Origin of the sequence: Mammaliicoccus sp. J-M41, assembly GCF_022385935.1 — a bacterium.
Classification (GTDB): domain Bacteria; phylum Bacillota; class Bacilli; order Staphylococcales; family Staphylococcaceae; genus Mammaliicoccus; species Mammaliicoccus sciuri_A.
Genome location: NZ_JAJNIR010000011.1, coordinates 46,434 through 72,347 on the forward strand (window position 1 = coordinate 46,434; position 25,914 = coordinate 72,347).

Annotated in this window: 22 protein-coding genes and 1 other annotated feature; of the genes, 12 read left to right on the forward strand and 10 right to left on the reverse strand. The window is 32.5% G+C overall.

Annotated elements, in window-relative coordinates:
- Positions 1 to 205: 205 nt before the first annotated feature.
- Together LQ686_RS06220 and ccpA are read left to right on the forward strand one after the other, a co-directional pair.
- On the forward strand, positions 206 to 1,285 hold the full coding sequence (locus tag LQ686_RS06220; protein WP_103361691.1) for a bifunctional 3-deoxy-7-phosphoheptulonate synthase/chorismate mutase: 1,080 nt from the start codon (positions 206 to 208) through the stop codon (positions 1,283 to 1,285).
- A 259-nt stretch (positions 1,286 to 1,544) separates the two neighbouring features.
- Positions 1,545 to 2,534: a catabolite control protein A gene (gene ccpA / locus LQ686_RS06225; RefSeq protein WP_025905288.1), complete on the forward strand. Its 990-nt coding sequence runs from the start codon at positions 1,545 to 1,547 to the stop codon at positions 2,532 to 2,534.
- Positions 2,535 to 2,587: 53 nt separating this feature from the next.
- On the opposite strand, the gene LQ686_RS06230 is transcribed toward ccpA, so the two are convergent.
- From LQ686_RS06230 to LQ686_RS06240, 3 genes are read right to left on the reverse strand one after another with little or no spacing between them, the layout of a single operon-like run.
- Positions 2,588 to 3,733: an acetoin utilization protein AcuC gene (locus LQ686_RS06230; protein WP_025905289.1), complete on the reverse strand. Its 1,146-nt coding sequence runs from the start codon at positions 3,731 to 3,733 to the stop codon at positions 2,588 to 2,590.
- On the reverse strand, positions 3,726 to 4,370 hold the full coding sequence (locus tag LQ686_RS06235) for a CBS and ACT domain-containing protein (RefSeq protein WP_025905290.1): 645 nt from the start codon (positions 4,368 to 4,370) through the stop codon (positions 3,726 to 3,728). Before LQ686_RS06235 ends, LQ686_RS06230 begins: the two co-directional genes overlap by 8 nt.
- A 15-nt stretch (positions 4,371 to 4,385) precedes the next feature.
- Entirely contained in the window at positions 4,386 to 5,021 is a 636-nt protein-coding gene (locus LQ686_RS06240) for a GNAT family N-acetyltransferase (RefSeq protein WP_025905291.1), read from the reverse strand.
- A 149-nt stretch (positions 5,022 to 5,170) separates the two neighbouring features.
- Between LQ686_RS06240 and acsA the strand changes: the two genes are divergently transcribed.
- Both acsA and LQ686_RS06250 read left to right on the forward strand, forming a co-directional pair.
- Positions 5,171 to 6,883: an acetate--CoA ligase gene (gene acsA, locus LQ686_RS06245; protein WP_025905292.1), complete on the forward strand. Its 1,713-nt coding sequence runs from the start codon at positions 5,171 to 5,173 to the stop codon at positions 6,881 to 6,883.
- A gap of 165 nt (positions 6,884 to 7,048) precedes the next feature.
- Positions 7,049 to 8,716, forward strand: coding sequence for a formate--tetrahydrofolate ligase (locus LQ686_RS06250; RefSeq protein ID WP_107565177.1), 1,668 nt, complete (start codon positions 7,049 to 7,051; stop codon positions 8,714 to 8,716).
- Positions 8,717 to 8,796: 80 nt separating this feature from the next.
- Here LQ686_RS06250 and LQ686_RS06255 read toward each other — a convergent pair whose 3' ends face one another.
- Positions 8,797 to 11,253 carry a transglycosylase domain-containing protein gene (locus LQ686_RS06255; protein ID WP_107565170.1) on the reverse strand — a complete coding sequence of 819 codons (2,457 nt, stop codon included), beginning with the start codon at positions 11,251 to 11,253 and terminating at the stop codon, positions 8,797 to 8,799.
- A 100-nt stretch (positions 11,254 to 11,353) separates the two neighbouring features.
- Positions 11,354 to 11,547: a binding site (T-box leader), on the forward strand.
- Positions 11,548 to 11,597: 50 nt separating this feature from the next.
- On the opposite strand from LQ686_RS06255, the gene tyrS reads away from it, so the two are divergent.
- The 3 genes from tyrS (at position 11,598) to LQ686_RS06270 (ending at position 14,398) form a co-directional block, all read left to right on the forward strand.
- Entirely contained in the window at positions 11,598 to 12,860 is a 1,263-nt protein-coding gene (tyrS, locus tag LQ686_RS06260) for a tyrosine--tRNA ligase (RefSeq protein ID WP_103361687.1), read from the forward strand.
- A 120-nt stretch (positions 12,861 to 12,980) separates the two neighbouring features.
- On the forward strand, positions 12,981 to 13,559 hold the full coding sequence (locus LQ686_RS06265) for a LemA family protein (RefSeq protein WP_049318639.1): 579 nt from the start codon (positions 12,981 to 12,983) through the stop codon (positions 13,557 to 13,559).
- The gene (locus LQ686_RS06270) at positions 13,559 to 14,398 is read left to right on the forward strand and encodes a TPM domain-containing protein (protein ID WP_049318640.1); all 840 of its coding nucleotides are present in this window, start codon (positions 13,559 to 13,561) and stop codon (positions 14,396 to 14,398) included. The genes LQ686_RS06265 and LQ686_RS06270 overlap by 1 nt, the downstream gene beginning before the upstream one ends.
- 59 nt (positions 14,399 to 14,457) lie before the next feature.
- On the opposite strand, the gene LQ686_RS06275 is transcribed toward LQ686_RS06270, so the two are convergent.
- Positions 14,458 to 15,714: a S1C family serine protease gene (locus LQ686_RS06275; RefSeq protein ID WP_107565171.1), complete on the reverse strand. Its 1,257-nt coding sequence runs from the start codon at positions 15,712 to 15,714 to the stop codon at positions 14,458 to 14,460.
- A gap of 167 nt (positions 15,715 to 15,881) precedes the next feature.
- Here LQ686_RS06275 and LQ686_RS06280 point away from each other — a divergent pair, with 167 nt between their 5' ends.
- The 3 genes from LQ686_RS06280 (at position 15,882) to LQ686_RS06290 (ending at position 18,459) form a co-directional block, all read left to right on the forward strand.
- A complete protein-coding gene (locus tag LQ686_RS06280; RefSeq protein ID WP_025905520.1) occupies positions 15,882 to 16,511 on the forward strand; it encodes a lysophospholipid acyltransferase family protein in 630 nt (209 codons plus the stop codon).
- A gap of 154 nt (positions 16,512 to 16,665) precedes the next feature.
- A complete protein-coding gene (locus LQ686_RS06285; protein WP_103361548.1) occupies positions 16,666 to 17,781 on the forward strand; it encodes an HAD family hydrolase in 1,116 nt (371 codons plus the stop codon).
- A gap of 144 nt (positions 17,782 to 17,925) precedes the next feature.
- Positions 17,926 to 18,459 carry a hypothetical protein gene (locus LQ686_RS06290; RefSeq protein WP_107565172.1) on the forward strand — a complete coding sequence of 178 codons (534 nt, stop codon included), beginning with the start codon at positions 17,926 to 17,928 and terminating at the stop codon, positions 18,457 to 18,459.
- 53 nt (positions 18,460 to 18,512) lie between these two features.
- Here the strand turns inward: LQ686_RS06290 and serA are convergent, their stop codons facing one another.
- The 3 genes from serA to LQ686_RS06305 all read right to left on the reverse strand — a co-directional run bounded on the left by serA (position 18,513) and on the right by LQ686_RS06305 (position 21,803).
- Entirely contained in the window at positions 18,513 to 20,108 is a 1,596-nt protein-coding gene (serA, locus tag LQ686_RS06295) for a phosphoglycerate dehydrogenase (protein ID WP_025905517.1), read from the reverse strand.
- Positions 20,101 to 21,258, reverse strand: a complete 1,158-nt coding sequence (locus LQ686_RS06300) for a pyridoxal-phosphate-dependent aminotransferase family protein (protein WP_025905516.1) — start codon at positions 21,256 to 21,258, stop codon at positions 20,101 to 20,103. The genes serA and LQ686_RS06300 overlap by 8 nt, the downstream gene beginning before the upstream one ends.
- Positions 21,259 to 21,359: 101 nt before the next feature.
- The gene (locus tag LQ686_RS06305; RefSeq protein WP_025905515.1) at positions 21,360 to 21,803 is read right to left on the reverse strand and encodes an SACOL1771 family peroxiredoxin; all 444 of its coding nucleotides are present in this window, start codon (positions 21,801 to 21,803) and stop codon (positions 21,360 to 21,362) included.
- 73 nt (positions 21,804 to 21,876) lie between these two features.
- On the opposite strand from LQ686_RS06305, the gene LQ686_RS06310 reads away from it, so the two are divergent.
- On the forward strand, positions 21,877 to 22,641 hold the full coding sequence (locus LQ686_RS06310; protein ID WP_025905514.1) for a glycerophosphodiester phosphodiesterase: 765 nt from the start codon (positions 21,877 to 21,879) through the stop codon (positions 22,639 to 22,641).
- Between the two features lie 42 nt (positions 22,642 to 22,683).
- Here the strand turns inward: LQ686_RS06310 and rpsD are convergent, their stop codons facing one another.
- The gene (gene rpsD, locus LQ686_RS06315; protein ID WP_025905513.1) at positions 22,684 to 23,286 is read right to left on the reverse strand and encodes a 30S ribosomal protein S4; all 603 of its coding nucleotides are present in this window, start codon (positions 23,284 to 23,286) and stop codon (positions 22,684 to 22,686) included.
- A 225-nt stretch (positions 23,287 to 23,511) separates the two neighbouring features.
- A complete protein-coding gene (locus tag LQ686_RS06320; RefSeq protein WP_103361546.1) occupies positions 23,512 to 23,976 on the reverse strand; it encodes a GAF domain-containing protein in 465 nt (154 codons plus the stop codon).
- Between the two features lie 136 nt (positions 23,977 to 24,112).
- Between LQ686_RS06320 and ezrA the strand changes: the two genes are divergently transcribed.
- A complete protein-coding gene (gene ezrA, locus LQ686_RS06325; RefSeq protein ID WP_037588531.1) occupies positions 24,113 to 25,807 on the forward strand; it encodes a septation ring formation regulator EzrA in 1,695 nt (564 codons plus the stop codon).
- The last annotated feature ends 107 nt before the right edge of the window (positions 25,808 to 25,914 follow it).

The window sequence follows — 25,914 nt, forward strand, 5'->3', positions numbered from 1 at the left end:
TAACTTTTCGGTAGTTTTTTATATTGTAATGAACACCATTATAAATTAAAATATACTTTATTAGTCTGATTAGTAATAAATTTTAATATTTTTGAGATGTTGGGGTTGAATCAGAGCATTTTAATTGTTATACTAACATCTAATTACTTATATATTTTATCGCTTTAAAGTATGTGAGTTAAATTGTTTACATGAGGTGAAAAGGATGTCAAATGAATTAGAGAATTTAAGAAAAAGAATTGAAGGTATTAATGATGAAATTTTAGCTTTATTACAAGAACGTGGTACTTTAGCTAAAAAAATTGGTGAAGAAAAACGTAAACAAGGTACTCAAGTATATGATCCACAACGTGAAAAAGAAATGTTAAATCATTTAATTGATAATAACCAAGGACCATATAACGACAATACTATTAAGCAATTATTTAAAGAGATCTTTAAAGCTTCTACTGACTTACAAAAATCTGAAAATGAAAAACATTTATATGTTTCTCGTAAATTAAAACCAGAAGATACTATTGTACAATTCGACAATGGTGCAATCATTGGTAATAATAAAAAATCATTCGTATTCGGTCCATGTTCTGTAGAATCACAAGAACAAGTTGATGCAGTTGCGAAAGATTTAGCTGATAGAGGCGAAAAATTCATTAGAGGTGGCGCATTTAAACCACGTACTTCTCCTTATGACTTCCAAGGTTTAGGTGAAGAAGGATTAAAAATTCTTAAAAATACTAAAGATAAATACGGTTTAAATATCGTAAGTGAAATTGTAAATCCTGCACACTTTGAAATGGCTGATGAATACTTAGATGTATTCCAAATTGGTGCAAGAAACATGCAAAACTTTGAGTTATTAAAAGAAGCAGGTAAAACAAATAAACCTATCTTATTAAAACGTGGTCTTTCTGCAACTATCGAAGAATTCATCTACGCTGCAGAATACATTCACTCACAAGGTAACAATAACATTATCTTATGTGAACGTGGTATTAGAACATATGAAAAAGCTACAAGAAACACATTAGATATTTCAGCAGTTCCAATTTTAAAACAAGGTACACATCTTCCAGTTATGGTAGACGTTACGCATAGTACTGGACGTAAAGATATTATGTTACCATGTGCTAAAGCTGCATTAGCAGTTGGAGCTGACGGTGTAATGGCAGAAGTACATCCTGATCCATCAGTAGCATTAAGTGATGCTGGTCAACAAATGGACTTAAACGAATTTGATGCATTCTACAAAGAAATCGTTGAAGCTGCTAAATTATACGAAAAATAATATTCATATACATTAACTGGCGAAAAGTTATCATAACTTTTCGCCAGTTTTTTATGTTGTAAATTAACATATGTTCGTTTGTTTTCTGAAAAACTATTTACAATTTACACAAAAACCAAAAATATTAGAGCAATTGTATCGACAACACCTCTATAATCTTTTATAATTGGTAATTGTGAGTTCGCTTTCATATACTTTGAAAACATTATGAAAACGTGCTAGAATAAAGTAGAAAACGTTTTCAAGATAGGAGGATATTATGACTGTAACAATATATGATGTTGCAAGAGAAGCAAAAGTATCAATGGCAACAGTTTCACGTGTCGTGAATGGTAACCAAAATGTTAAACCTTCAACACGTGATAAAGTAAATGAAGTCATTAAAAGATTAAATTATAGACCTAATGCTGTAGCTAGAGGTTTAGCAAGTAAGAAAACAACAACTGTTGGGGTAATTATTCCTGACATTTCTAATGTTTATTATTCTGAATTAGCTCGTGGATTAGAAGATATTGCCACTATGTATAAATATCATACAATCATTTCAAATTCTGATAATGATAGTGAAAAAGAACAAGAGATATTTAATAATTTATTAAGTAAACAAGTTGACGGTATCATTTTCTTAGGTGGTACTTTAACAGATGAAACAGTAGACCTTATTGATAAATCATCAGTACCAGTAGTCGTATCAGGTACGAATGACAAAGATTCTAAACTTGCTTCAGTTAACATTAACTATACAGAAGCTAGTAAAGAAATTGCTGAATCATTGATCAAGAAAGGTGCTAAGAAATTTGCATTTGTAGGTGGAGGATATTCAGAAAAAGCACAGGATGATGCTTTTAAAGGATTAGAACTTGCACTTCAAGAAGCTGGCCTTGAAATCGAAGACAATGCTAAATTTGTTGGTAATGAAACATATAAAGATGGTAGCCGTGCTTATGAGGCTGTTTCTCAAGATAAGCCGGATGTTATTTTATGTATTAGTGATGAACAAGCAATTGGTATTGTACACGCAGCACAAGATGCAGGCGTTAATGTACCAAATGATTTACAAGTTGTAAGTTTCAATAATACAAGATTAGTTCATATGGTTAGACCTCAATTATCAAGTGTGACACAACCATTATATGATATTGGTGCAGTTGGTATGAGATTATTAACTAAATATATGAATGACGAACAAATTGATGAACCGAATGTGATTTTACCTTATAGAGTTGAATATAGAGGTACAACTAAATAATAGTAAAAAGAAGACTGAAACATATCAATTGTGTCAGTCTTCTTTTTTAATATTTAATTAAACCAGTCTAATATTCTTAATTTAGTATTATTATTTTTTTCAGTTATTTCTGTTCTTCTTGGTATTTCAGTATAGTCTTCTTTTTCATCTACCCAAGTTGAAGGTAGTGGTAATGGTGCGTGTGGTTGGTATTTTTGTAACCATGAATCTGGTAGTGAGCCTTCAGGTGTTTGTAGGTCATTTAATGCAAACCATACATGTGACCACGCTCTAGGTACAACGCGCCATATATTATATCCACCGCCACCAATCATAATGATTTTGCCATCACAATATTTGTCTGCTAAACCTTTAACGATATAAGGTATTTTATACAATGTATCAAGTGTACAGCTCAAATGTGTGAGTGGATCTAAGTAATGTATATCAACACCATTTACACTCAGTATGACATCTGGTTTATATGCTTTACAAACGGCTTCTACTGTATCTTTAAAGACGTCTATGTATGAATCGTCTTCTGTATAAGCATCTAATGGCACATTGACAGTCGTTCCAAATCCTTTACCATCACCGCGTTCTGTTAAGGCGCCAGTGCCTGGAAATAAGTATCGACCTGTTTCATGTATAGAATAGTTCATGACATCTTCATTTGTATAAAATGACCATTGTACGCCATCGCCATGATGAGCGTCTGTATCGATATATAAGATGCGTTGATTATACTTTGATTGCATGTATTGGATGGCAACTGCACTGTCATTATATATACAAAATCCGCTCGCTTTTCCTTTGAAGCCATGATGTAAGCCACCACCAAGATGGCATGCTCTTGTTGCTTCTCCAGTCATAACGGCATCTACTGCACTTAAAGTCCCACCAACAACACGTGCACTATTTTCATGCATATTTACAAATTGTGGCGTGTCTTCAGAATTTAATCCGTATTTATCATATTCTTCTAATGGTAATTCACCATTGCCAGCTTTTTTAATAGCTTCTATATAATTTGGTTCATGTACGAGTTGAAGTTCTTCATCAGTCGCTACCCGAGGTGGAATAATATGTGCTTCTGTTAATACACCTAAATCAAAGAGTAAATCAGTTGTTAATTTAAGTCTCATTTGATTGAAAGGGTGACTATCTGAAAAACGATATTTCAATAAATCTTCAGAATATACATATTTAGCATTAGTCATTTTTTATACCAAACGGATAGATGACATGGTAATCTTGTTCTTCTAATAATTTGTATATCTTCTCTGGATTCATTGATTTCACTCGTAACATCAGGTATCTCTTGCTAATATCTTGTTGATCTGCATATGCTAGAACGTTTAAAATATCAATATTTTGTTCTTTAAATATTCTTGTAATATCATGCAGTGCGCCAACTTTATCATCAATATGTACTTCAATAATAGAACCGGGCATAGTCACACCAGTAAGTTCTAAAAATGTATTGAGCATGTCTTTTTGGGTTACGATACCAATTACTTTATTATCTCGAATAACTGGAATTGACCCGATAGACATTTCATAAAAATCTAGTGCAATATCTTCTACAAAATCAAGTGGATGACAACGTATCACATTACGTCTCATTATTTTTGAAACAGACAATGACAAACTTTTGTTAGGCTCGTCATCAGATAATATGCTTGGCAGAGCCATTTTTATATCCCTATCAGAAATAATACCGAGTAAATGATCTTCTTCATCAACAATCGGTAAATGTCTAATTTCTTTTTGTGTCATTAATACTAAAGCATCTTCAATAGATTTATCACTTTGTATTGTCGTACAAGGTGATGTCATAATTTTTTCAACTAACATAAATTTAAACCCCCTCTAAAAGAAAAATCTATTCATAAATCTGAGCTTATCAAATGCTTCCATTTGTTCTTGTTGAATATTTTGTCCAATCCTTGCCATTAAGCTATTTGCTGGATGACTAATAATTTCAGGGTCGTCTGTTGCAAACACTTCTAATCCACCTTCAGCCATCATTTTATTCATGATTTTCTGATATTGATAAACATCTAAACCACTGTTTTTAAGGTCCCAATGCCAATAATATTCAGTTGTAATGACGATGAAATCTTCCATTTCAGGTGCTTTCATAGCAAGTTGAAGCATTTTTTTACCTAGACCATATTTACGATAATCTAATGACAATTCAATAGCACCTAATTCTAGAATATACGGTAAATTACCATCAGACCATCTCTCTAATGGGTCAGGGTATAAGTATGTCGTATAACCAATAATATGTTGATCAATACGTGCAATAATTATTCTTCCTTCAGGTAATTCTGCAATTTCAATAATGGCTTCAAATTGTTCTTTAGATACTCTAAAACTATTGAGTCCTTCATCAAAAGTCATATTTCGTAATTCATCTGGATGTACAGGTCCTTCAACGATAATGTCTGTGTCTTTATCATAGGGGACAGTTTCAGATATAAAAGTCTTCTTGAATTCCAATGTTGTACCTCCTTTCATTAAGTATGATATTCTATATTTGTAATATGTATTTTGAATAATCAAATTTTTTTGAAAAGTATCATCTATTTATATTATAATGTAAATAGGCTTTATTGAAAACGATTACATTCATAAAAGGGGAGATTTAAATGAAAGTCGAAGTATACGAAGCATTAAATGATTCTTATAACCTTGCTGATTATGATGAAACAGTAAAAAATCATAATTGGAAAGATATCGAAAAGAATTTCAGTTGGAGTGAAACTGGAAAAATAAATATGGCTTACGAATGTATAGATCGTCATGTAGATAATGGTAAAGGGGACAAAATTGCACTTCATTATAAAGATAGCAATAGACAAGATAGTTATACATTTAAAGAATTACAAATCGCGAGTAATAAAGCTGCAAATGTCTTGAAAAATGAAGCGAATGTACAAAAAGGTGATAGAGTATTTATATTTATGCCGAGAACACCTGAATTATATTTCTCTTTATTAGGTACTTTGAAGATTGGGGCTATTGTAGGTCCATTATTCGAAGCCTTTATGGAAAAAGCAGTTAAAGACAGATTAGAAAATAGTGAAGCTAAAGTTATCATTACAACGAACGATTTAGTTGGTAGAATTCCGAAAGATGAATTACCAAACCTTGAACATATTGTCGTTGTAGATGACGAAGTAAGTGATGAATATATTGATTTCAATCAATCATTTGAGCAAGCAAGTGAAGAATTTGATATTGAATGGTTAGATAGAGAAGATGGTTTGATCTTACATTATACATCAGGTTCTACAGGACAACCTAAAGGTGTATTACATGTTCAAGAGGCTATGATTGTACATTATATATCTGGTAAATATGTATTAGACTTTAAAGAAGATGACGTTTATTGGTGTACAGCTGACCCAGGTTGGGTAACTGGCACATCATACGGTATCTTTAGTCCATGGTTAAATGGTGTTACAAACTGTATCGTCGGTGGAAGATTCTCACCAGAAGGCTGGTATGACTTTATTCAAACATATGGCGTAACGATTTGGTATACTGCGCCAACTGCACTACGTATGTTAATGGGTGCTGGCGATGATGTTGTTAGTAAATATGATCTTTCATCATTAAGACATGTGCTTTCAGTAGGTGAACCGTTAAACCCTGAAGTTATTAAATGGGCACATAACGTATTTAATCATAGAGTACATGATACATGGTGGATGACTGAAACAGGTGGACATATGATTGTAAACTATCCATCTATGGATATACGTGCTGGTTCAATGGGTAAACCTTTACCAGGTATTGAAGCAGCAATTGTAGATGATCAAGGTAATGAATTACCACCGAATAGAATGGGTAACTTAGCCCTTAAAAAAGGTTGGCCATCAATGATGAGAACAATTTGGAATAATCAGCCTAAATATGATTCTTACTTTATCAATGATGAATGGTATGTTTCAGGAGATTCTGCATATAAAGATGAAGATGGTTATTACTGGTTCCAAGGTAGAGTTGATGATGTCATCATGACTGCTGGTGAACGTGTAGGTCCATTTGAAGTTGAATCTAAACTCGTTGAACATCCAGCTGTTGCTGAAGCGGGTGTTATCGGTAAACCTGACCCAGTAAGAGGTGAAATTATTAAAGCTTTTATTGCTTTAAGAGATGGCTATGAAGAATCAGACGAACTTAAAGAAGAAATTAGAAAGTTTGTTAAAGAAGGATTAGCTGGACATGCAGCACCTCGTGAAATTGAATTTAAAGATAAATTACCGAAGACACGTTCAGGTAAAATTATGAGACGTGTACTTAAAGCTTGGGAATTAGATTTACCAGCAGGTGACTTATCTACGCTTGAAGATTAAATTAAATAAAGTTCACGTCATATAATTGGCGTGATCTTTTTTACGGGAAATTTGAATAAAAGTAGCTTACATATCGACTTTTATGAGTGAATTGTATATCCTAATAGTGTTAGGATATGTCATTTAATATTTAATTTGTAATATAAATTTAAGGAGTGAACGATGTTGAGTCATTTATCAGATTTAGAAATTGCAAAACAAAGTACTTTAAGACCAATTAGTGAAATAGCTGAGAAGGTGGGGATTTCTCATGAAGCTTTGGAACCTTATGGTCACTATAAAGGAAAAGTTGATATTACAAAGCTAAATGATCTAGAGGAAAAAGGTAAAGTTGTACTTGTAACAGCTTTAAGTCCAACTCCAGCTGGTGAAGGTAAATCAACGGTAACGGTTGGATTAGCAGATGCCTTTAATCAACTTAATCAAAATGTAATGGTCGCATTAAGAGAGCCATCACTTGGACCTGTATTTGGTATGAAAGGCGGCGCAACAGGTGGTGGTTATGCACAAGTTTTACCAATGGAAGAAATCAATTTACATTTTAATGGTGACTTACACGCGATAACGACTGCAAACAATGCGTTGTCAGCATTTATCGATAATCACATCTATCAAGGTAACGAACTTAATATTGATTCTAGACGTGTTGAATGGAAACGTGTACTTGATATGAATGATAGAGAGTTACGTCAAGTTGTAGTTGGTTTAGGTGGTCCAACAAGAGGTGTACCAAGAGAAGATGGTTTTGATATCACAGTTGCATCTGAAATAATGGCTATATTCTGTTTATCAAACGGCATTAAAGATCTAAAAGAAAATCTAGCTAATATTACTATTGGCTATAATGTCGATAAACAACCCGTAACGGTTCGTGATTTAAAAGTAGAAGGTGCTTTAACGCTTATTTTAAAAGACGCGCTAAAACCTAATATCGTACAAACGATAGAAGGCACGCCTGCATTAGTACATGGTGGACCTTTTGCGAATATTGCGCATGGATGTAATTCAATTATTGCAACGAATACTGCTAGAAAGTTAGCGGATATAGTTGTAACAGAAAGTGGATTTGGTTCAGATTTAGGTGCCGAGAAGTTTTTAAATATCAAAACACGTAAAGCTGGATTTGATCCAAGTGCAGTTGTTATAGTCGCAACTATTCGTGCGTTAAAAATGCATGGCGGTGTAGCAAAAACAGATCTAAAAGAAGAGAATGTTCAAGCTGTTCAACAAGGTATCGTAAACTTAGAAAGACACGTCAATAACATTAAACAGTTTGGCGTTGAGCCTGTTGTAGCAATTAATGCGTTTATTCACGATACAGATGATGAAGTACAAGTTGTCTTAGATTGGTGTAAAGAAAATAACGTAAAAGTAGCTTTAACAAAAGTTTGGGAAAAAGGTGGAGCAGGTGGCGTCGAACTTGCTAAAGAAGTATTAAAAGTATTAGAAACACCACAATCATTTAAACATCTTTATGACTTGGACTTATCTATAGAAGAAAAAATAGAAACTATTGTTCAGAAAGTATACGGCGGAAGATCTGTTAAATTCAGTGACAAAGCCTTAAAACAATTGAAGACAATTAAAGAAAACGGGTGGGATAAATACCCAGTATGTATGGCAAAAACACAATATTCATTTACAGACGATCCAAAAGAACTTGGTGCACCAGTAGACTTTGATATAACAATTAGAGAATTATCACCAAGAACTGGCGCAGGATTTATCGTAGCATTAACAGGGGACATCATGACAATGCCAGGTTTACCAAAGAAACCAGCAGCATTAAATATGGATGTTAACGAAGACGGTTCTGCAGTAGGATTATTCTAAATAGAATATAATTCAACAAAAAATAACACCTCATTTTCACTGAAAATGAGGTGTTATTTATTTTGAACTAGAAAGTTTATCTAATTATTGCCACTTGGTGGTGCGGTGCTTGTACCACTGGATGGCTTGCTATTGCTGTTTGAACTACTATTATTACTGCTTGATTTATATGACCAAGCTTCTTTAGAATTTTTAGATACACGTTCTTTTGGTTTAACTTTTGATGATGTGTTTGTATCAATTGCTTGTCCTAGTCGTTTTAATACATAGTCAGAATTAATATCTTTATTCGAAGTATCGACTTTGTCAGATATTAATGTAGAAGATTTAGATTCACCACTGCTACAGCTTCCTGTAGAATTTGTGTATTGGCAAATTGTGTCTTCTTTAACTGTGCTAGGTCTAGAGAATTCACTATCGTATCCTAATTTTTCTCTATCTGTAGAAGATAATGCATTAACCATATCTCTCCACATAAATAATTGATAATGACTGTCTTCATCAAATGTTATTGGTTGGTCATAACCCATCCAAATACCTAGTGTAACTTTTGGTGTATAGCCTACAAACAAGCTATCTTTAGCATCTTGTGATGTACCCGTTTTACCAGCCCAGTTACCGTCAAATGAATTCTTAATTTGGTAACCTGAACCGTCATCAAGAACACCTTCTAAAATACTTGTTGTTAAATATGTTGTTGATTCACTAAAGATACGTTTAGGATCTTTTTTGTGTTGATAAATCACTTCACCATCTCGTGATTTAATAGATTCAATCATATAACTTTCATTATATTCACCTTTATTAGCTAAAGTACTGTAACCATTCACATCTTGTTCTAATGTGAAGTCTGCTGTACCAAGTGTTAAGGCTAAACCATCTTGGATATCTTTAGGTACGGTCATACCCATTTTATTTAAGTTTTCCCATGGTTTGTAATCTTGAACATTACTATACAATCTTAAAGTACTTAAGTTTAAAGAGTTTCTTAATGCATAATCTGCTGTTACCGGACCAAATTCTCTTCTATCGTAGTTATCAGGAGAATAACCTTGGAAGTCGAATTTTTTATCCAGTAGGGCAGTGTTTGGTGTGATTAATCCATTTTCAAATGCTGGTGCATATGTGAGTAATGGTTTCATTGTTGAACCTGGTGAACGTTTAGCACTTGTTGCGTGATTGATTTGTGATTTTTCGTAATCTCTACCACCAACGAACGCTAGAATTTTACCAGATTGATTTTCTTTTAATAATGCACCGACTTCATGTTGGAACTCTTTAGAAGCTTTTTTACCTTCACTGTTTGTATAACTTGCTTCTCTATCCCAAGAGTAGCTACCAGAATTATCTTTAACTTCTTGAAGTTTATCGTACATATCTTTTTCAATCGTTGTATCTACACGGTAACCTTCAGTTCGCATAGCTTGATTAGCTTTTTCAGTATATTTCGTCATAAGAACTGGCGTTTGATCAAGTTCTTTCTTAGAAATATTATCTTCTTTAGCTAAATGATATTTAAGGATATCAACAGTACGTTTTTCAACTTCTTCCGTTAAGAATGGATATTTCTGATTAGGTTCTTCAACTTTATCAACAAATGATTTCTTGATGTCGAATTTTAATGCTTCATCGTATTCTTTTTTCGTAATTTTTTCTTCTTGGTACATTCTTTTCAGAACATAGTGTTGACGATTGATGCCGTATTTCAAGGATTCATCATCTTTCAAATCACCATTCGGTAAGAAAGGTGTGTATGTGTAAGGATTCTGTGGTAATCCAGCAAGATACGCAGATTGTGCGATGTTTAAATTCTTAGCTGATTTACCAAATACACCTTGAGCAGCGGCTTCAATACCCGCTATATTAGAACCATTTGAATTTCTTCCGAATGAAACGACGTTTAAGTAACTATCAATAATTTCTTCTTTTGATAAGTTCTTTTCAACATTCATTGAAAGTAGCATTTCTTTAGCTTTACGTTCAAATGATGTTTCATTAGTTAAAAGTTGGTTCTTAACAAGTTGTTGCGTTAATGTACTCCCGCCAGAAGAATTAGCACTACCAAGTACTTCTTGTACTGATGCTCTTATAAAAGCTTTAGGTACAATACCATTATGGTTATAGAAGTCTTCATCTTCTGTTGATATAAGTGCATTTTTAACATTCTTACTTATGTCTTTCCCTTTAATAACATCCCTTTGGACATCACTTTTTAATCGACCAAGTGACTCTCCAGAACCAAAATAAACAGATGTGCTTTCTGTCATTGAATAAAGTTGTTGCTTCATTTCTTTTTTAGACATTACTTTTTCATCTTTGACAAGTCCTGCGAAGTATCCGCCACCAATACCCAATCCTAAAGCTAATAATAAACAACTAATAAATACAATAATGAAAAATAAATTGCTTATTACATTGTATGTAGTATGGAATATGAGTTTTGGGGACCATTTTGTTTCTTTAAAAGTATCTTTATATTTCTTACTTGAACGATTAAATTGTTCTTTAAGTTTGTTTTTAGACTGATTTGAACTCAAATTTTTACCTCCAATCTAATCATCAATATTATAACATATATGTTTAGTGTTGACTTTTAAAAAAGTTAGCATTATACTTTGTAATTAATTGCATAAGGTAATGAACTAAAGGAGAAGTAGTGATTATTTTCTTTTTAAGAGAGTCAGTGGTGCTGCGAACTGATAAAGTGATAATGATGAATACACCTTTATAACAACAAGTTCAACGTTTTTAATGTACGTAACATTAAAGAGTGATGATGTATGAATTTACGTCATAAGTATGGTGGTACCGTGTATTCAAGCACCCTTACATTTTTTGTGAGGGTGCTTTTTTATATTCTATTTTAGAGGAGGAAAATATAATGACAAATGAACTTTTAGAAGATTTAAAATGGAGAGGTTTAATTTATCAACAAACTGATGAACAAGAAATTGAAGACTTATTAAATAGAGAGTCAGTTAAAATATATTGTGGTGCAGATCCTACAGCTGATAGTTTGCACATTGGGCATTTATTACCATATTTAACACTACGTCGTTTCCAAAACCATGGTCATACACCAATCGTCTTAGTCGGTGGTGGTACAGGTATGATTGGAGATCCATCAGGTCGTTCAGAAGAAAGAAAATTACAAACTGATGAACAAGTTGAAGCTAATGTAAGAGGAATCATGAATCAAATGCATAAAATATTTGATTTTGAAGGTGAAGACTCAGCGATTCTTGTTAACAATAAAGATTGGTTAAAAGAAATAGATTTAATTTCATTCTTAAGAGATTACGCTAAACACGTGGGTGTAAACTACATGTTAGCGAAAGATTCTGTTAAGACGAGATTAGAAACAGGTATTTCATACACTGAGTTTACGTACATGATTTTACAAGCCATTGATTTCGGATACTTAAACCGTAATTACGATTGTAAAATGCAAATTGGTGGTTCAGACCAATGGGGTAACATCACGACAGGATTAGATTTAATGAGAAGAATGTACGGTGACACTGAAGCTTATGGTTTCACAATTCCACTTGTTACAAAAGCAGACGGTAAAAAATTCGGTAAATCTGAATCAGGTACTGTATGGTTAGATAGAAGTAAAACGTCAGCTTACGAGTTATACCAATTCTGGATTAATTCACAAGATGCTGATGTTGTGAAATACTTGAAATACTTTACTTTCCTTGATAGAGAAGAAATTGAAAGACTTGAAAAAACAGTTGAAGAAGCACCTCATTTAAGAGAAGCTCAAAAAGTATTAGCTGAAGAAATGGTTCGCTTTATACATGGTGAAGAAGCTGTAGAAGAAGCTAAAAGAATTACAGATGCACTATTTAAAGGCGATATTAAATCATTAACAAAATCAGAAATCGTAGAAGGTTTTAAAGATGTGCCAACAGCTGAAGTAAGTTCTGAAACTGTACAACTTGTTGACTTTATTATTGAAGCAGGTGTTTCACCTTCAAAACGACAAGCACGTGAAGATATCACAAATGGTGCAATTTACTTAAACGGTGAACGTATTCAAGATGTTAACCACGAGATTTCAAGCGAAGATAAAATAGATGACGAATTTACAATTGTTAGAAGAGGTAAGAAGAAATACACAATGGTTAAATACGTTTAATATTTATGAGCTATAATGGCTGAGGCAATGATGTTTGTCTCAGTCTTTTTTCGCATACATATGGTATTTATTGTATAATAAAGAAGACCATTTATTTATAAAAAGAAAGGGAGACATTTAATGAAAAAATATTTAGGACCAATTATTGTTGTTGTAGCAGTAATTGTTATTATTGGCTTATTTATGATCGGTCCATACAATAGATTAGTTGGACTTGAAGAAGAAGCGGATAAGTCATTATCTAATATTGATAATCAGCTTCAAAGACGTGTTGACTTAATTCCTAACTTAGTTGATACAGTTAAAGGTTATACGAAACACGAAGAAAAAGTATTCAAAGATGTATCAGATGCACGTAGTAAATTAGCAGGTGCGAATACGCCAGAAGAAAAAGCAGAAGCAAATGGTGAAGTTAATAGTGCGTTAAGTCGTTTACTTGCTATCAGTGAAAATTATCCAGATTTAAAAGCAGATAAGCAATTTACAGGATTAAGAGACGAATTAGCTGGTACTGAGAATAGAATTGCAGTAGCTAGAAAAGATTATAATGAATCTATTAATGAATATAATCAAGCTACTCGTAGATTCCCATCTAGTATCGTAGCAGGATTGTTTAATTTTGATAAGAAAGAATATTTCCAAGCCAAAGGTGAAGCTAAAGATGCACCAAAAGTTGACTTTGGCGGAGACGAATCTTAATGAAATCAATGTTTAAACGATTTTGTGTCTTGCTTATTGTTAGCTTTTTTTCACTAAGTTATGTCGTACATGCAGCTGATGATAAATTTCCTAAGTTAGAACAGCCTGTATTTGTACAAGATCATGCTAAATTAATGACTGATCAAGATAAAGACAAAATTAATCAAAAAGGTCAAAAATTACAAGACGGAACAGATGCAGATATCTTGTTAATGACGATGAAATCAATAGGTCAAACACCTCGCCAAGATTATGCATTAGAAGCGGGGCGACACTATAAAGTTGGCGACCAAAAGCATAATCGAGGTATTGTTATTCTTTTAAATATGGATAACGGTAATGAGAATAATAATAGAGGTATTGATATAGCAGTTGGAGATGGACTTGAAGGTGTCCTTAACGACTCTAAAGTTGGGGAATTGATTGATTCTAAATTTATGCCTTATCAAAAGAAAGCTTCTCAAACTAAAGATAGTAAAAAAGCAAATGCTTATTACAGTCAAGGTTTAACAAATTTATATGATGCAGTGTGGGATGAAGTAGCTAAAAGTTACGGATACGATGGTAAGAAGTTCACAGAAGACGAACCACAAAGTAGTGGATTAGGAAAAATACCATTTATCATCTTTATCATATTTATTATTGTTTTCTTCATTATTTACTTCAAAAATGGAGGCGGTAGACCTCCAAGAGGTGGAAATAGAAGAGGTACAAGACGTGGTATGACTGGACCATTTATCTTTGGAGGTTCATCAGGTAGTTCTGGTGGCGGATTCTCCGGAGGTGGCTTCGGCGGAGGAGGCGGCTTCTCTGGCGGAGGCGCAGGTAGAGGCTTTTAGTTTGTAATATGTATATAGAAAAAGCATGCAACTCGATATGAGTTGCATGCTTTTTTGAATTAGTTTTGTTCTTTCAATGTGATTTTTGTTGTATGTGTTTTACCGTCTCTAATATATTTGATTGTGATTTTGTCACCTGGTTTTTTCTCATTGTAGATATAATTTTTAATATCAGAAACGTCTGATACATCTTTATCGTCTACTTTAGTGATGACATCATCTTTTTTAAGTCCGTTGTCTGCTTTTTTATCTACTTCAGAAATGTAAACACCTTTATCTGTTGTGAGATTTAATTCTTTCTTATATTGATTTGGTATATCATCTATTGAGATCATGCTGATACCGATATAAGGTCGTGTTACTTTACCGTCATCCATTATATCTTTAATGATATTGTTTACTTCATTACTTGGTATTGCAAAGCCGATACCTTCTACATCTGATCTTGAAATTTTCATTGAGTTAATTCCGATAAGGTTACCGTTTAAGTCGATTAATGCGCCACCTGAGTTACCTGGGTTTATGGCAGCATCTGTTTGAATAACTGTTGCTTCTGTAACACCTTGAGAAGTTTGTACATTCATCGTACGTTCTTCTGAAGAAATAATACCTTGAGTCACACTGTTTGCAAATTCTACACCTAATGGGTTACCTAAAGCAAATACTGTTTCACCAGCTTTAACTTTAGATGAATCGGCAAATTTAATTGGTTCAATATTATAATTGCCTTCTATTTTTAATACTGCTAAGTCAGTCATAACATCTGTACCGACAAGTTTGGCTTTCACTGATTTATCATTATGAAGGCGAATTTCTATTTCATTTGCACCTTCTATAACATGGTTGTTCGTTACGATGTAAGTACTATTACCATTAGATTGATAAATCACGCCTGTACCTGTTCCCGTTTCTTCTGAATCACCAGATCCGTCTGAATCCTCAGAATTGTTACCACCGAAAAATGATTCTAGTCCGCTTGCTTTTTGTTTGTTAATAACGCCTACAATTGAAGGTGAAACATCTTCAATCATTTTAGAAACGGATTTGTTGCTTGATTTATTATCTTTAATATTGCCACCTTTTTCATTAGCTGGTGCTTTTGTAATATTTGCTTCATCATTATAATTGCTAAACACATCTACTATTTTAGTCCCGCCGATATATAAGGCGAGTATTAAGACCGCACCTAAAATACCAGAAATAAATGGGATAAGACAACTTTGATACCAAGGGATTTTATTTTTTTGTTTGTAATAGTAACCATTTGAAGTTGTCTTATTAATATTTTGTTGATCCTCATTTTGATTTTGATCCATTGTATTGCCTCCTTAAACACTGTCCATAAAATAATTATTATAGAAATTCCTTTAAAAAGCTAATAATATGGTTGTTTTAAATTGTTACAATATTTTGTATGAAAACTTGTTACGTAAGTACGACAATGATAGAATATGTATATCATTAAGAAGAGAGTGGTCATTAAATGTATAAATTTGCGAGTACAGTTTTACATACTATTTTTCAAAAATTCGGGAAACAAATTGTAGCAATTAACAAAGAGAAAGTTCCTGATGAACCTTATATCGTTACGTGTACACATACAGGATATGTAGAAGTTATCATGTTAGCTTTAAGTTTATATCCTACAGAAATTAATTATATGGCTAAAAAGGAATTATTTTCGAAAGACTGGTCAGATAAGTTCTTTCATTCATTGAATGCATTTCCAGTTGATAGAGAAAAACCAGGTCCAAGTACTTTGAAAATACCTGTTAAGTTATTAAATGAAGGTAAAAGTGTTGGAATTTTCCCATCTGGTCATAGAGCAGAAACAGGAGAAGCACCATTAAAAAGAGGGGCTGCAACGATTGCTGTATTAAGTAACAAACCAATTGTACCAGCTGCTTTTGAAGGACCTAAACAAGTTAAATCAATTTTTGGATTTAGACAAAAGTCATTTATTAAATTTGGTGATCCGATTGATCCAAACGACTTTCCAAGTGATATGAAGAAAAGTGAAAAAATCGCTAAAATTATGACTTTATTAGAAGAAAGAACGAATACTTTACAAAAAGAAGTGACGTATATCGCTCAGAAATCTAGACAAAAATAACATTATAAAATTTTACAAGCGATCATTTGCTTGTAAGATTTTTTTGTATTATAAACTAAAACGTTTTCATTTATCTTATGTTGTAATACTACTGTATTCAGTAATAATCTATGCTAAAATTATAATCAGAATGTTCAAAAAATGGAGGCATAATATGAAACAAGTATTATTTGATGTAGACGGTGTTTTTTTAAGTGAAGAAAGATGTTTTGACGTTTCTGCTTTAACAGTTTATGAAATTTTACATAGTGAAGCTTTTTTAAACTTAAAAGGAACAGTAGACATAGAAACATTAGAAGAACAAGATATTAAACAAATTAGAAAAGACATATTTATTGATGATCAAATTCTGAATCAACTTAAGTCTTTAGGTTTAAATTCTAACTGGGATATGCTTTTTATTGTGATTAGTACACATTTAATTGAATTGTTAAAGCAAGCAAAAGCTAAAAATCTTGACTTGAGTAACGTTAACTTTGACGACAATACTTTGAAAAATTATGCTCAACAAATAGTAGGTAAAGAGATAAATATAGAAACTCCTCGTCGATTTTTATCTAAAGCGACTTCCGGTAAAGAAAATATTTATCATGATCTTATCGCTTTTGCTCAAGAAGAACTAAATGTAGAAGATGCTTCAATTTTTGAACTGAAAAGTAAGTTCTGGGATGTAGCACAAGAAGTATATCAAGAATGGTACTTAGGTACTGAGCTATATCAAGAAGTTGAACATAAGACACCTCGTACAACTTTTAAAAATGGTTATATAAAAGAAGAAGTAGTGTTAGCTGATGTGGATGAAGTGACACAATTGCTAGAAGATTTGAAAGCAGCAGGATATCAAATCGGTATTGCTACAGGTAGACCAAGAACAGAAACAATCGTTCCATTTGAAACAATCGGTTGGTTAAAACAATTTGATGAATTCCATATTGGAACAGCATCAGAAGTTCTTAAAGCAGAAACAACATATCCAGAATTTAAACCACTCGGTAAACCAAATCCATTTAGCTATTTAATAGCGAATGGTGGAAATGACCCAGAGAACTATTTAACTTATATAAAAAAACAAGAACAAGTGTTTAGTGAGCAAGATATATATATAGTAGGTGATTCATTAGCTGATTTATTGAGTGCACAAAAAACAGGTGCAACATTTATAGGCACACTTACTGGATTAAAAGGTCAGTCTGCAAGAGCAGAGCTAGAAGATTATGATGCTGATTATATTGTAGATAACGTATTAGATATTAGAAACGTATTATTATAAATTGATAATCCCTCAAATCATCAAAGATTTGTGGGATTTTTTGATAAATAAACATTTTATAAGATTTCATTACAATATTTACTTACAAATATTGTATAATAAGAGTGTGAATAAAATTTTGAAAAGCAAATGGTGGTTGGAATAATGTATATTGATATTTTATTTAAAAATCATGATGCTGATAGAAACCACTTTATAAGGCAAACTGGGTTCTCTCATAAGAAAATTTCTAAACTCAATAAACAAGATCCTAATTCGTATAGTGATGATTTAATAAAAGAGATCGCTCAGTTCCTTAATTTAAGCTATGACAGTACTAGAAATGAATTAGTGCAAATTAAAGAAAAGGGGACACTTTATAAAGCACAAACTGTCGAAGAACTAAAGATTGTGATTGATACGAGCCCTAAAGAATTTATAGTGAGTAAAGAGGTCTATAGTTTGATTAATGATATTAAGCAATCTGATATCTCTCATGATCAGCAATATATGAAAGATGTATCCCAAACTGTTTTAACGTCATTTATTTTATGGATTGTAGGCAAAGTGAAAAGTATTGGTAAATCATCTGAAGAAAAATTGATTAATGATTTAAGGTTACATATCTTAATGTACTATGATATTCATGAAATGAACAACAATCGAGCAAGACTCGTACTCAAAGGATTTGTTAGTTAAATATGCATAATAAAAACCACGTGTTAGTATTGATCTAACACGTGGTTAATTGTTTATAGTTGTTTATTTAGTTCGACTTTTTTAATGCTTTGGAAGCCATCAATAGCAAATAAGTCATCTATTGTTTCATCTGAAGCTTCATCATCTATTGATAATATCATTAATGCTTCTCCACCGATAGAATGTCTACCTAAGTGCATTGAAGCAATATTAATGCCATGTTCTCCTAAGATTTGTCCCATTTTACCTACGATACCAGGTCTGTCATTATGATGGATAAGTAACATATGTTTTTCAGGTTTGAAATCTACAGGATAGTCATTAATTCTTACGATACGAGGTCCATAACCATTTAATACAGTTGAACCGATTTTAATAGAATGATCTTTGTTCACTAATTCTAATTCAATATAGTTGCTGAAACCATATTTTTTACTATTTTTTTCGATTTGATACGTTACACCTTGTTCATTTAACAATACGAGTGCATTGATTAAATTAACATGATCACCTAAGTCTTGTTGTAAGACACCCATAACAAGTTGTCTTGTAATTAAACTTGTGTCATCTAATGCAATTTCACCATGATATTTAATTTTTAATTCTCTTGGACCTTTTTCAAATAGTTGGATACCAACTTCACCAGTTGTTCTACTTAATTCAACAAAAGGTCTAAGTTCTGCTTCAACTTCACCAGACATTTGTGGTGCGTTTACAGCGTGTAAGACGTTATTATTTTCAAAGATATCGATGATTTCATTTGCAACAGATACTGCAACTTTTTCTTGAGCTTCGATAGTTGAAGCACCAAGATGGGGTGTTACGATTATTTTTTCATGTTGCGTAAGTGGTGTGTTATTTGCTGGTTCTTCAGTAAATACGTCTAGAGCAGCTTTTTCGATTTTACCTTCATCAAGTGCTTTAATTAAGGCATCTTCATCGATAATACCACCTCTAGCAACGTTGATGATTTGTAAGTTAGGTTTTGCTTTATTGAAGAAGTCTTCATTTACAAGACCTTTAGTCTTTGGTGTAAGAGGAGTATGCACTGTAATAAAATCTGCTTGTTCAGCAATTTCATCTACAGTTGCTCTCGTAATTTCTAAACGTTTCGCGTCATCACTTGATAAATAAGGGTCAAATGCAAGAATATTCATGCCGAAACTTTGAGCACGTTTGGCAACACCTAAACCGATTCTACCTGCACCAATTACGCCAAGTGTCTTCTTGTATAATTCAGTACCACGATATTTTTTTCTATCCCAATTACCTTCTTGTAATGAGCGATGTGCTTCTGGAATATTTCGAGCCATAGAAAGAATCATTGCCATAGAATGTTCAGTTGCAGAAATAGTGTTACCATCAGGCGCATTAATAACAAGAATACCTTGTTTAGTTGCGTGATCGATATCAATATTATCAACACCAACACCAGCTCTAGCTACAACGCGAAGATTTTTCGCTGCATCTAGAATAGGGGGTGTGATTTGAGTTTGGCTTCTTACGATTAAAGCATCATAGTCACCGATAATGTTAACGATTTCTGATTCACTCAAGCCAGTTTTGATGTCTATTTCGAATTTTTCATGATCTGTTAAACTTTTTAAACCTTCTTCTGATATTGGATCGACTACAATTACTTTAAACATATTGATTAACTACCTCCTGGAATTTTGAAACACCTTTACCAAGTACTGATTGATCACGTATTTCTGAAAGTATAATTTCTAATGCGCTAATAAATTGCAACATGTCATTTGGAGAGACTTTACCCATGTGACCAACCCTTAATATTGTTCCTTTAAGGTGCTGTTGACCACCTGCAATTGTAATGTTGAATCTATTAAGTAATTCATCTTTAATCGTCTTAACTTCATCTTTATTTGGCACAAAAGCTGTTACAGTAGGTGAAGCAAATTCATCTTCAACTAATAGTTCCATATCTAAAGCTTTTAAACTTTCTCGAACGGCTGTTTTACATACTTCGTGTCTTTTGATTGTATTTTCAAATTTTTCTTCTTGAATTAAATCACAATAAGTTTGTACACCTCTAATAAGTGATACTGCTGGTGTAAAAGGTGTTGAATCATCGTTTAAAGAAGTTATGTATTTATTTAAATCTAAATAAAATCTTGAAGTAGTCACTTCTTTAAACCTTTCGATAGCTCTATCATTATATGCTACAAATGCAGCTCCAGGTGGTAACATGATTGCTTTTTGACTACCTGAAACGAGAACGTCGATGTTGTCTTGTTCCATATCTACTTCAACTGCGCCAATAATACTAACGCCATCCACTACAAAATAGATGTCAGGATTAAATTGTTTAACTAACTTACCTAAAGCATTAATAGGGTGTTTAACAGAAGTAGACGTTTCACAAAATTGTGTGAATACGGCTTTAACATCAACATTAAGTGAGTTTAAATATGTTTCAAATTCTTTTAAATCGACACCTTTTCCCCATTCAACTTCAAAAATATGTGCCTTAAATGGATATGAGGATGCGATTTTTCTAAACCTATCCCCAAAAGCGCCTGAAACAATAATGACAATATCATCTTCAGGATTCGCTACATTAACCATAGCTGCTTCAAGAGCACTTGTTCCTGATGAAGTTAGAATAGCAACAGGGTGTTTAGCCCCAAAAATTGTTTGTAAATCTCTCGATGCTTGATGAATAATTTGACTAAATTCCTTTGTTCTATGTCCTGTCATAGGTTGATTCATACTTTCTAAAATCTCCCTAGGAACAGTTGTAGGACCTGGTGCGAGTAATAAAGAATCATGCTGATACATATATATACACTCCTTACTGAATTTATGTTCTATATTGTAGCAAAGAAAATAGTAAAATAATAGTGAATTTATTGAAAATTCCGATTAAAACGCTTTCATTACTAAAATCTTATTTCACCTGTTGCTACAACTTGAACATTACCAGCTAAAGCACGTGTTACCATACAAGATTCTTCTGCTTTTTGAACAAGTCTGTTTAATCTTTTTTGTAAATTTTCATCTGGTTCTTCAGATAAATAAATAATAGGGAAATGTTCTATTTTTCTATAAGTGATCACGCCATCTTCAAAATCAACATGACCTTTAGAATCCACTTCGATTCTTTCGATATCAATTTCAGAACGTTCAATCATTGCCGCCAATGTAATCATATAGCAAGTTGAAGCTGCACCTAATAACATCTCGTCTGGATTTGTACCTATTTCTGGTCCGTCCATTACTACAGGGATTGATACGCGTGTAGATAAATTATCAGTTGTGATATGGCCAGAAGCATTTCTGCCTTTAGTCCATGTTCCTTTTAAATTAAAAATATGTGTTGTCATATTCATGTTCCTTTCTATAATTAAAAATATTTGGGTATAATCTATAGTATGACTGATTTTAAAGGAGTAGACAATGAATGTGAATAATCAAAATTGCAAATTAAAAATTGCACACAGAGGTGTTCCATCATTAGCACCAGAAAATACAATGATTTCTTTTAAACGTGCAATAGAATTCAATATAGATGTTCTAGAAATAGATATACATAGAACGATTGATGGTGAACTTGTTGTTATTCATGATCCAACGACGAACCGTACTTCACAAGAAAAAGGGGTCATCAATAAATTAACTTATGAAACATTGACAAAATATGATGTCGGTAAATGGAAAGGTCAAGCATATATTGGTGAGCAAATTCCGTTATTTCAAGATGTACTTAAATTAATAAAAGACACACATATAAAGCTTCTAATAGAAATCAAGCAACCAGAAAACTATCCTAATATTGAATCGGATATTATCGCTATGATCAAACAACATGATATTTCGTACAATCAAATTATGATTCAGTCATTCAATAGAAATTCAATTCAAAAAATAAGCACTTTATTGCCAGATATTGAATTAGGTGTATTGATTAAGAAGAAAAACCGTTTTATAAGTAAAAGGGCAATTAAGAAAATAGGGGAGTATGCAAACTATATTAATCCGAATTATAAAATTGTAACGAGAAAATTTGTAGAGGCAGCACATGCATCGCAACTTAAGGTATTACCGTATACGATAAATAATAAATCTACGGCTCAAAAAATGTTAGCGATGGGTGTTGATGGTTTAATATCGGATTACGCACATTTATTAGATGAATGGATGAAGTCATCAATTATAAAATAAAAAACCACTTTCGAAATGAAAGTGGTTTTGTTTGAACAAAGATTAACGAGAGTAGTACTCAACGATTAATTGTTCATTGATTTCAGCAGATAATTCGCTACGTTCTGGAACGCGTACGAAAGTACCTTCTAATTTGTCAGCATCGAATGATAAGTAATCAGGAACGTGATGACTTAATTCAACTGATTCTAATACGATGTTTAATTTTTGTGATTTTTCACGAACACTGATAGTTTGACCAGGTTTTAAAGTGTAAGATGGGATATCAACACGAGCGCCATCTACAGTAATGTGACCGTGGTTAACTAATTGACGTGCTTGACGACGAGTACGAGCTAAACCTAATTGGTAAACTACTGCGTCTAAACGTGAAGCTAATAGTGCCATGAAGTTATCACCGTGGATACCTTTCATGTTACCAGCTTTATCGAAAATAGTGCGGAATTGACGTTCGTTGATTCCGTACATGTAACGTAATTTTTGTTTCTCTTGTAATTGAAGACCATACTCAGATAATTTTTTACGTTGAGTTGGACCGTGTTGTCCTGGTACGTAAGGACGTTTTTCTAATTCTTTACCTGTGCCGCTTAATGAAATACCTAAACGACGTGATTTTTTCCAGTTTGAACCTCTAAATCTTGCCATTTTGAAGTTCCTCCTTTTTCTTGTTTGATTGTTATGAAGAAACAAGAAAGAATGTTAAATGCTCATAGGGATATGTTATATTTGTGTGCCTTCACCTTGCAGCCGCGGTTACACAACACGCCTTCTTTGGGAATAACATAGAGCCTTATAATATTTAACTGCTACTTTCGTTAATTCACACAAAAGTCATTATACATTTTTGTTTTGTTCATGTCAATTTATATTTTAAAGATGGATATGCTTTTCTAGCGTTTTGACAAGTAATTCTAACCCTTCAAGATCAGTTTGATCAAATCTTGATTTAACAGGTGCATCTATATCTAACACACCGATGATTTCTTTGTTATAGTATATAGGTATAACGATTTCTGATTGGCTATTCGCATCACATGCAATATGTCCAGGGAATTGATTAACATCTTCAACAAGTTGTGATTGCTTTTCGGCAACAGCTGTTCCACAAACCCCTTTACCAATTTCAATGTCTACACAAGCTGGTAATCCTTGAAATGGACCAAGTTTTAAGGCATTATTTTTAATAAGATAAAACCCAACCCAATTAATGTTTGGTAAGAATTGGTTGATGAACGCAGATGCATTACTTAAATTAGCAATTAAATCTTGTTCTCCTGATAATAAACCATCTAATTGGCGGTTGAGTAATGAATAATCTAGTTGTTGTTCTGACATTTTTATTCCTCATTTCAATGTTTATTTGAATTATATTACTATTTTATGATTTTGAATATGTTTTGCATAGAAAAAGGTTTGTTGGATATATATTTTACGTTATAATAAAGAGAACGATTTAGGAGGAGAATACATAATGGCAATTTATATAACACTTGCAGTTATAATCATTATATTAATTGGTATTGGTATAATGTTATGGTTGCGTACATCAAAGCGAAATTTGATTACTGAGACTGAGCAGCGTAAGCAAAAAATTAAGCAATTACCTTTTCAAGATGAATTAGCTAAGCTTAAAAAATTAAATATCCATGGTGAAGCTAAAGACAAGTATGACCAATTTAAGAGAGAATGGCAAACTGTTTTACAAGAAGATTTAAAAGTTGTAGATGCAAAAATTCATGATGCTGATGCAGAACTTGATAAATTTAAGTTCTCACAATCAGAAGAAAGTATTGCTGATGCTAACAAAATAATGGATGGTATAGAAAAGAAATATACGCGCTTAACTCAGAGTGTTACAGAATTAATGACAACAGTGGAAACAAGCGACAAACTATACGATGAATCTAAACAGATTTATAGAGAAACGAAGAGAGAAGTATTAGCGAATAGACACCAGTTTGGGGATGCTGCTGAACTAATCGAAAAAAACATCGAAGCTTTTCTACCTAGAATTGAACAATATGAAGAACTTGTTGAAGATGGACACTACATTAAAGCAAGTGGTCATATCGATCAATTGAATACGGATATGAAACGTATGCAAGAAGATATGGAGGAAATTCCATTATTAATCAAAGATGTACAAAAAGAACTACCAGGTCAATTCCAAGACTTGAAATTTGGATGTAGAGATTTGAAAGTTGAAGGTTATAACCTTGAACACGTTAAAGTAGAAGGGACGCTTCAAACATTACGTGGCAAATTAAATTTAGTTGAACCATTGATTGGAAGATTAGAATTAACGAAAGCTGAAAGCATTATTAATGAAATTAATGATTCTTTAGATGATATGTATGATTTAATTGAACATGAAGTAAAATCTAAAAATACTGTCGAACAATCTAAAGAAATTATTACAGATGAATTATTCCATGCTAAAGATATGAACTACACACTTCAAACTGAAATTGAATATGTAAAAGAGAACTATTATATTTCTGAAGAAGATGTACATAAAGTAAGACAGTATGAGAATGAAATTCAAAACTTAATCAGTGTATACGATGAAATTTTAGGTGAAATGGCTAAAACAAATGTACGCTATAGTGAAGTTGAAGATAATCTTCTATATATAGAAGAACATGTTAAAGTAATTAATGATAACCAACAAAAAATACAAAATCATTTAGTTTCTCTTAGAGAAGACGAAGCTACAGCTCAACAAAATACATTACGTGTTCAATCTAAGAAAGAAGAAATATATAGAAATTTATTAGCATCTAATTTACCAAGTGTACCTGAAAGATTTATCATTATGAAAAATGAAATTGATCACGAAATTCGTGAAGTAAATAAAATCTTTAGTCAAAGACCTATTAATGTACAATATGTGAAAGATAAAGTAAGTAACATTGTACTTCAAATGAATAAATTTGAAGATGAAACAACAGATGTACTTATTAATGCTGTTCATGCTGAAACATTAATTCAATATGGTAATAGATATAGAAAAGAAAATAATGAACTGAATAAGAGTCTTAATGAAGCAGAAAGACTGTTTGCTAACAATAGATATAAACGTGCTATTGAAATAGCTGAAGCGGCACTTGAAAAAGTAGAACCGGGTATCAGTGAAAAAATAGAAGAAGATGTAAATAAACGATAAGAACGTTATAAAGGCGAAGACATGGTAAATGTCTTTGCCTTTATTTTTTTCTGAGTTCATGGATGTTTTTTCTAAGTCAATTAGTATATCTATACGAAATGACTTGT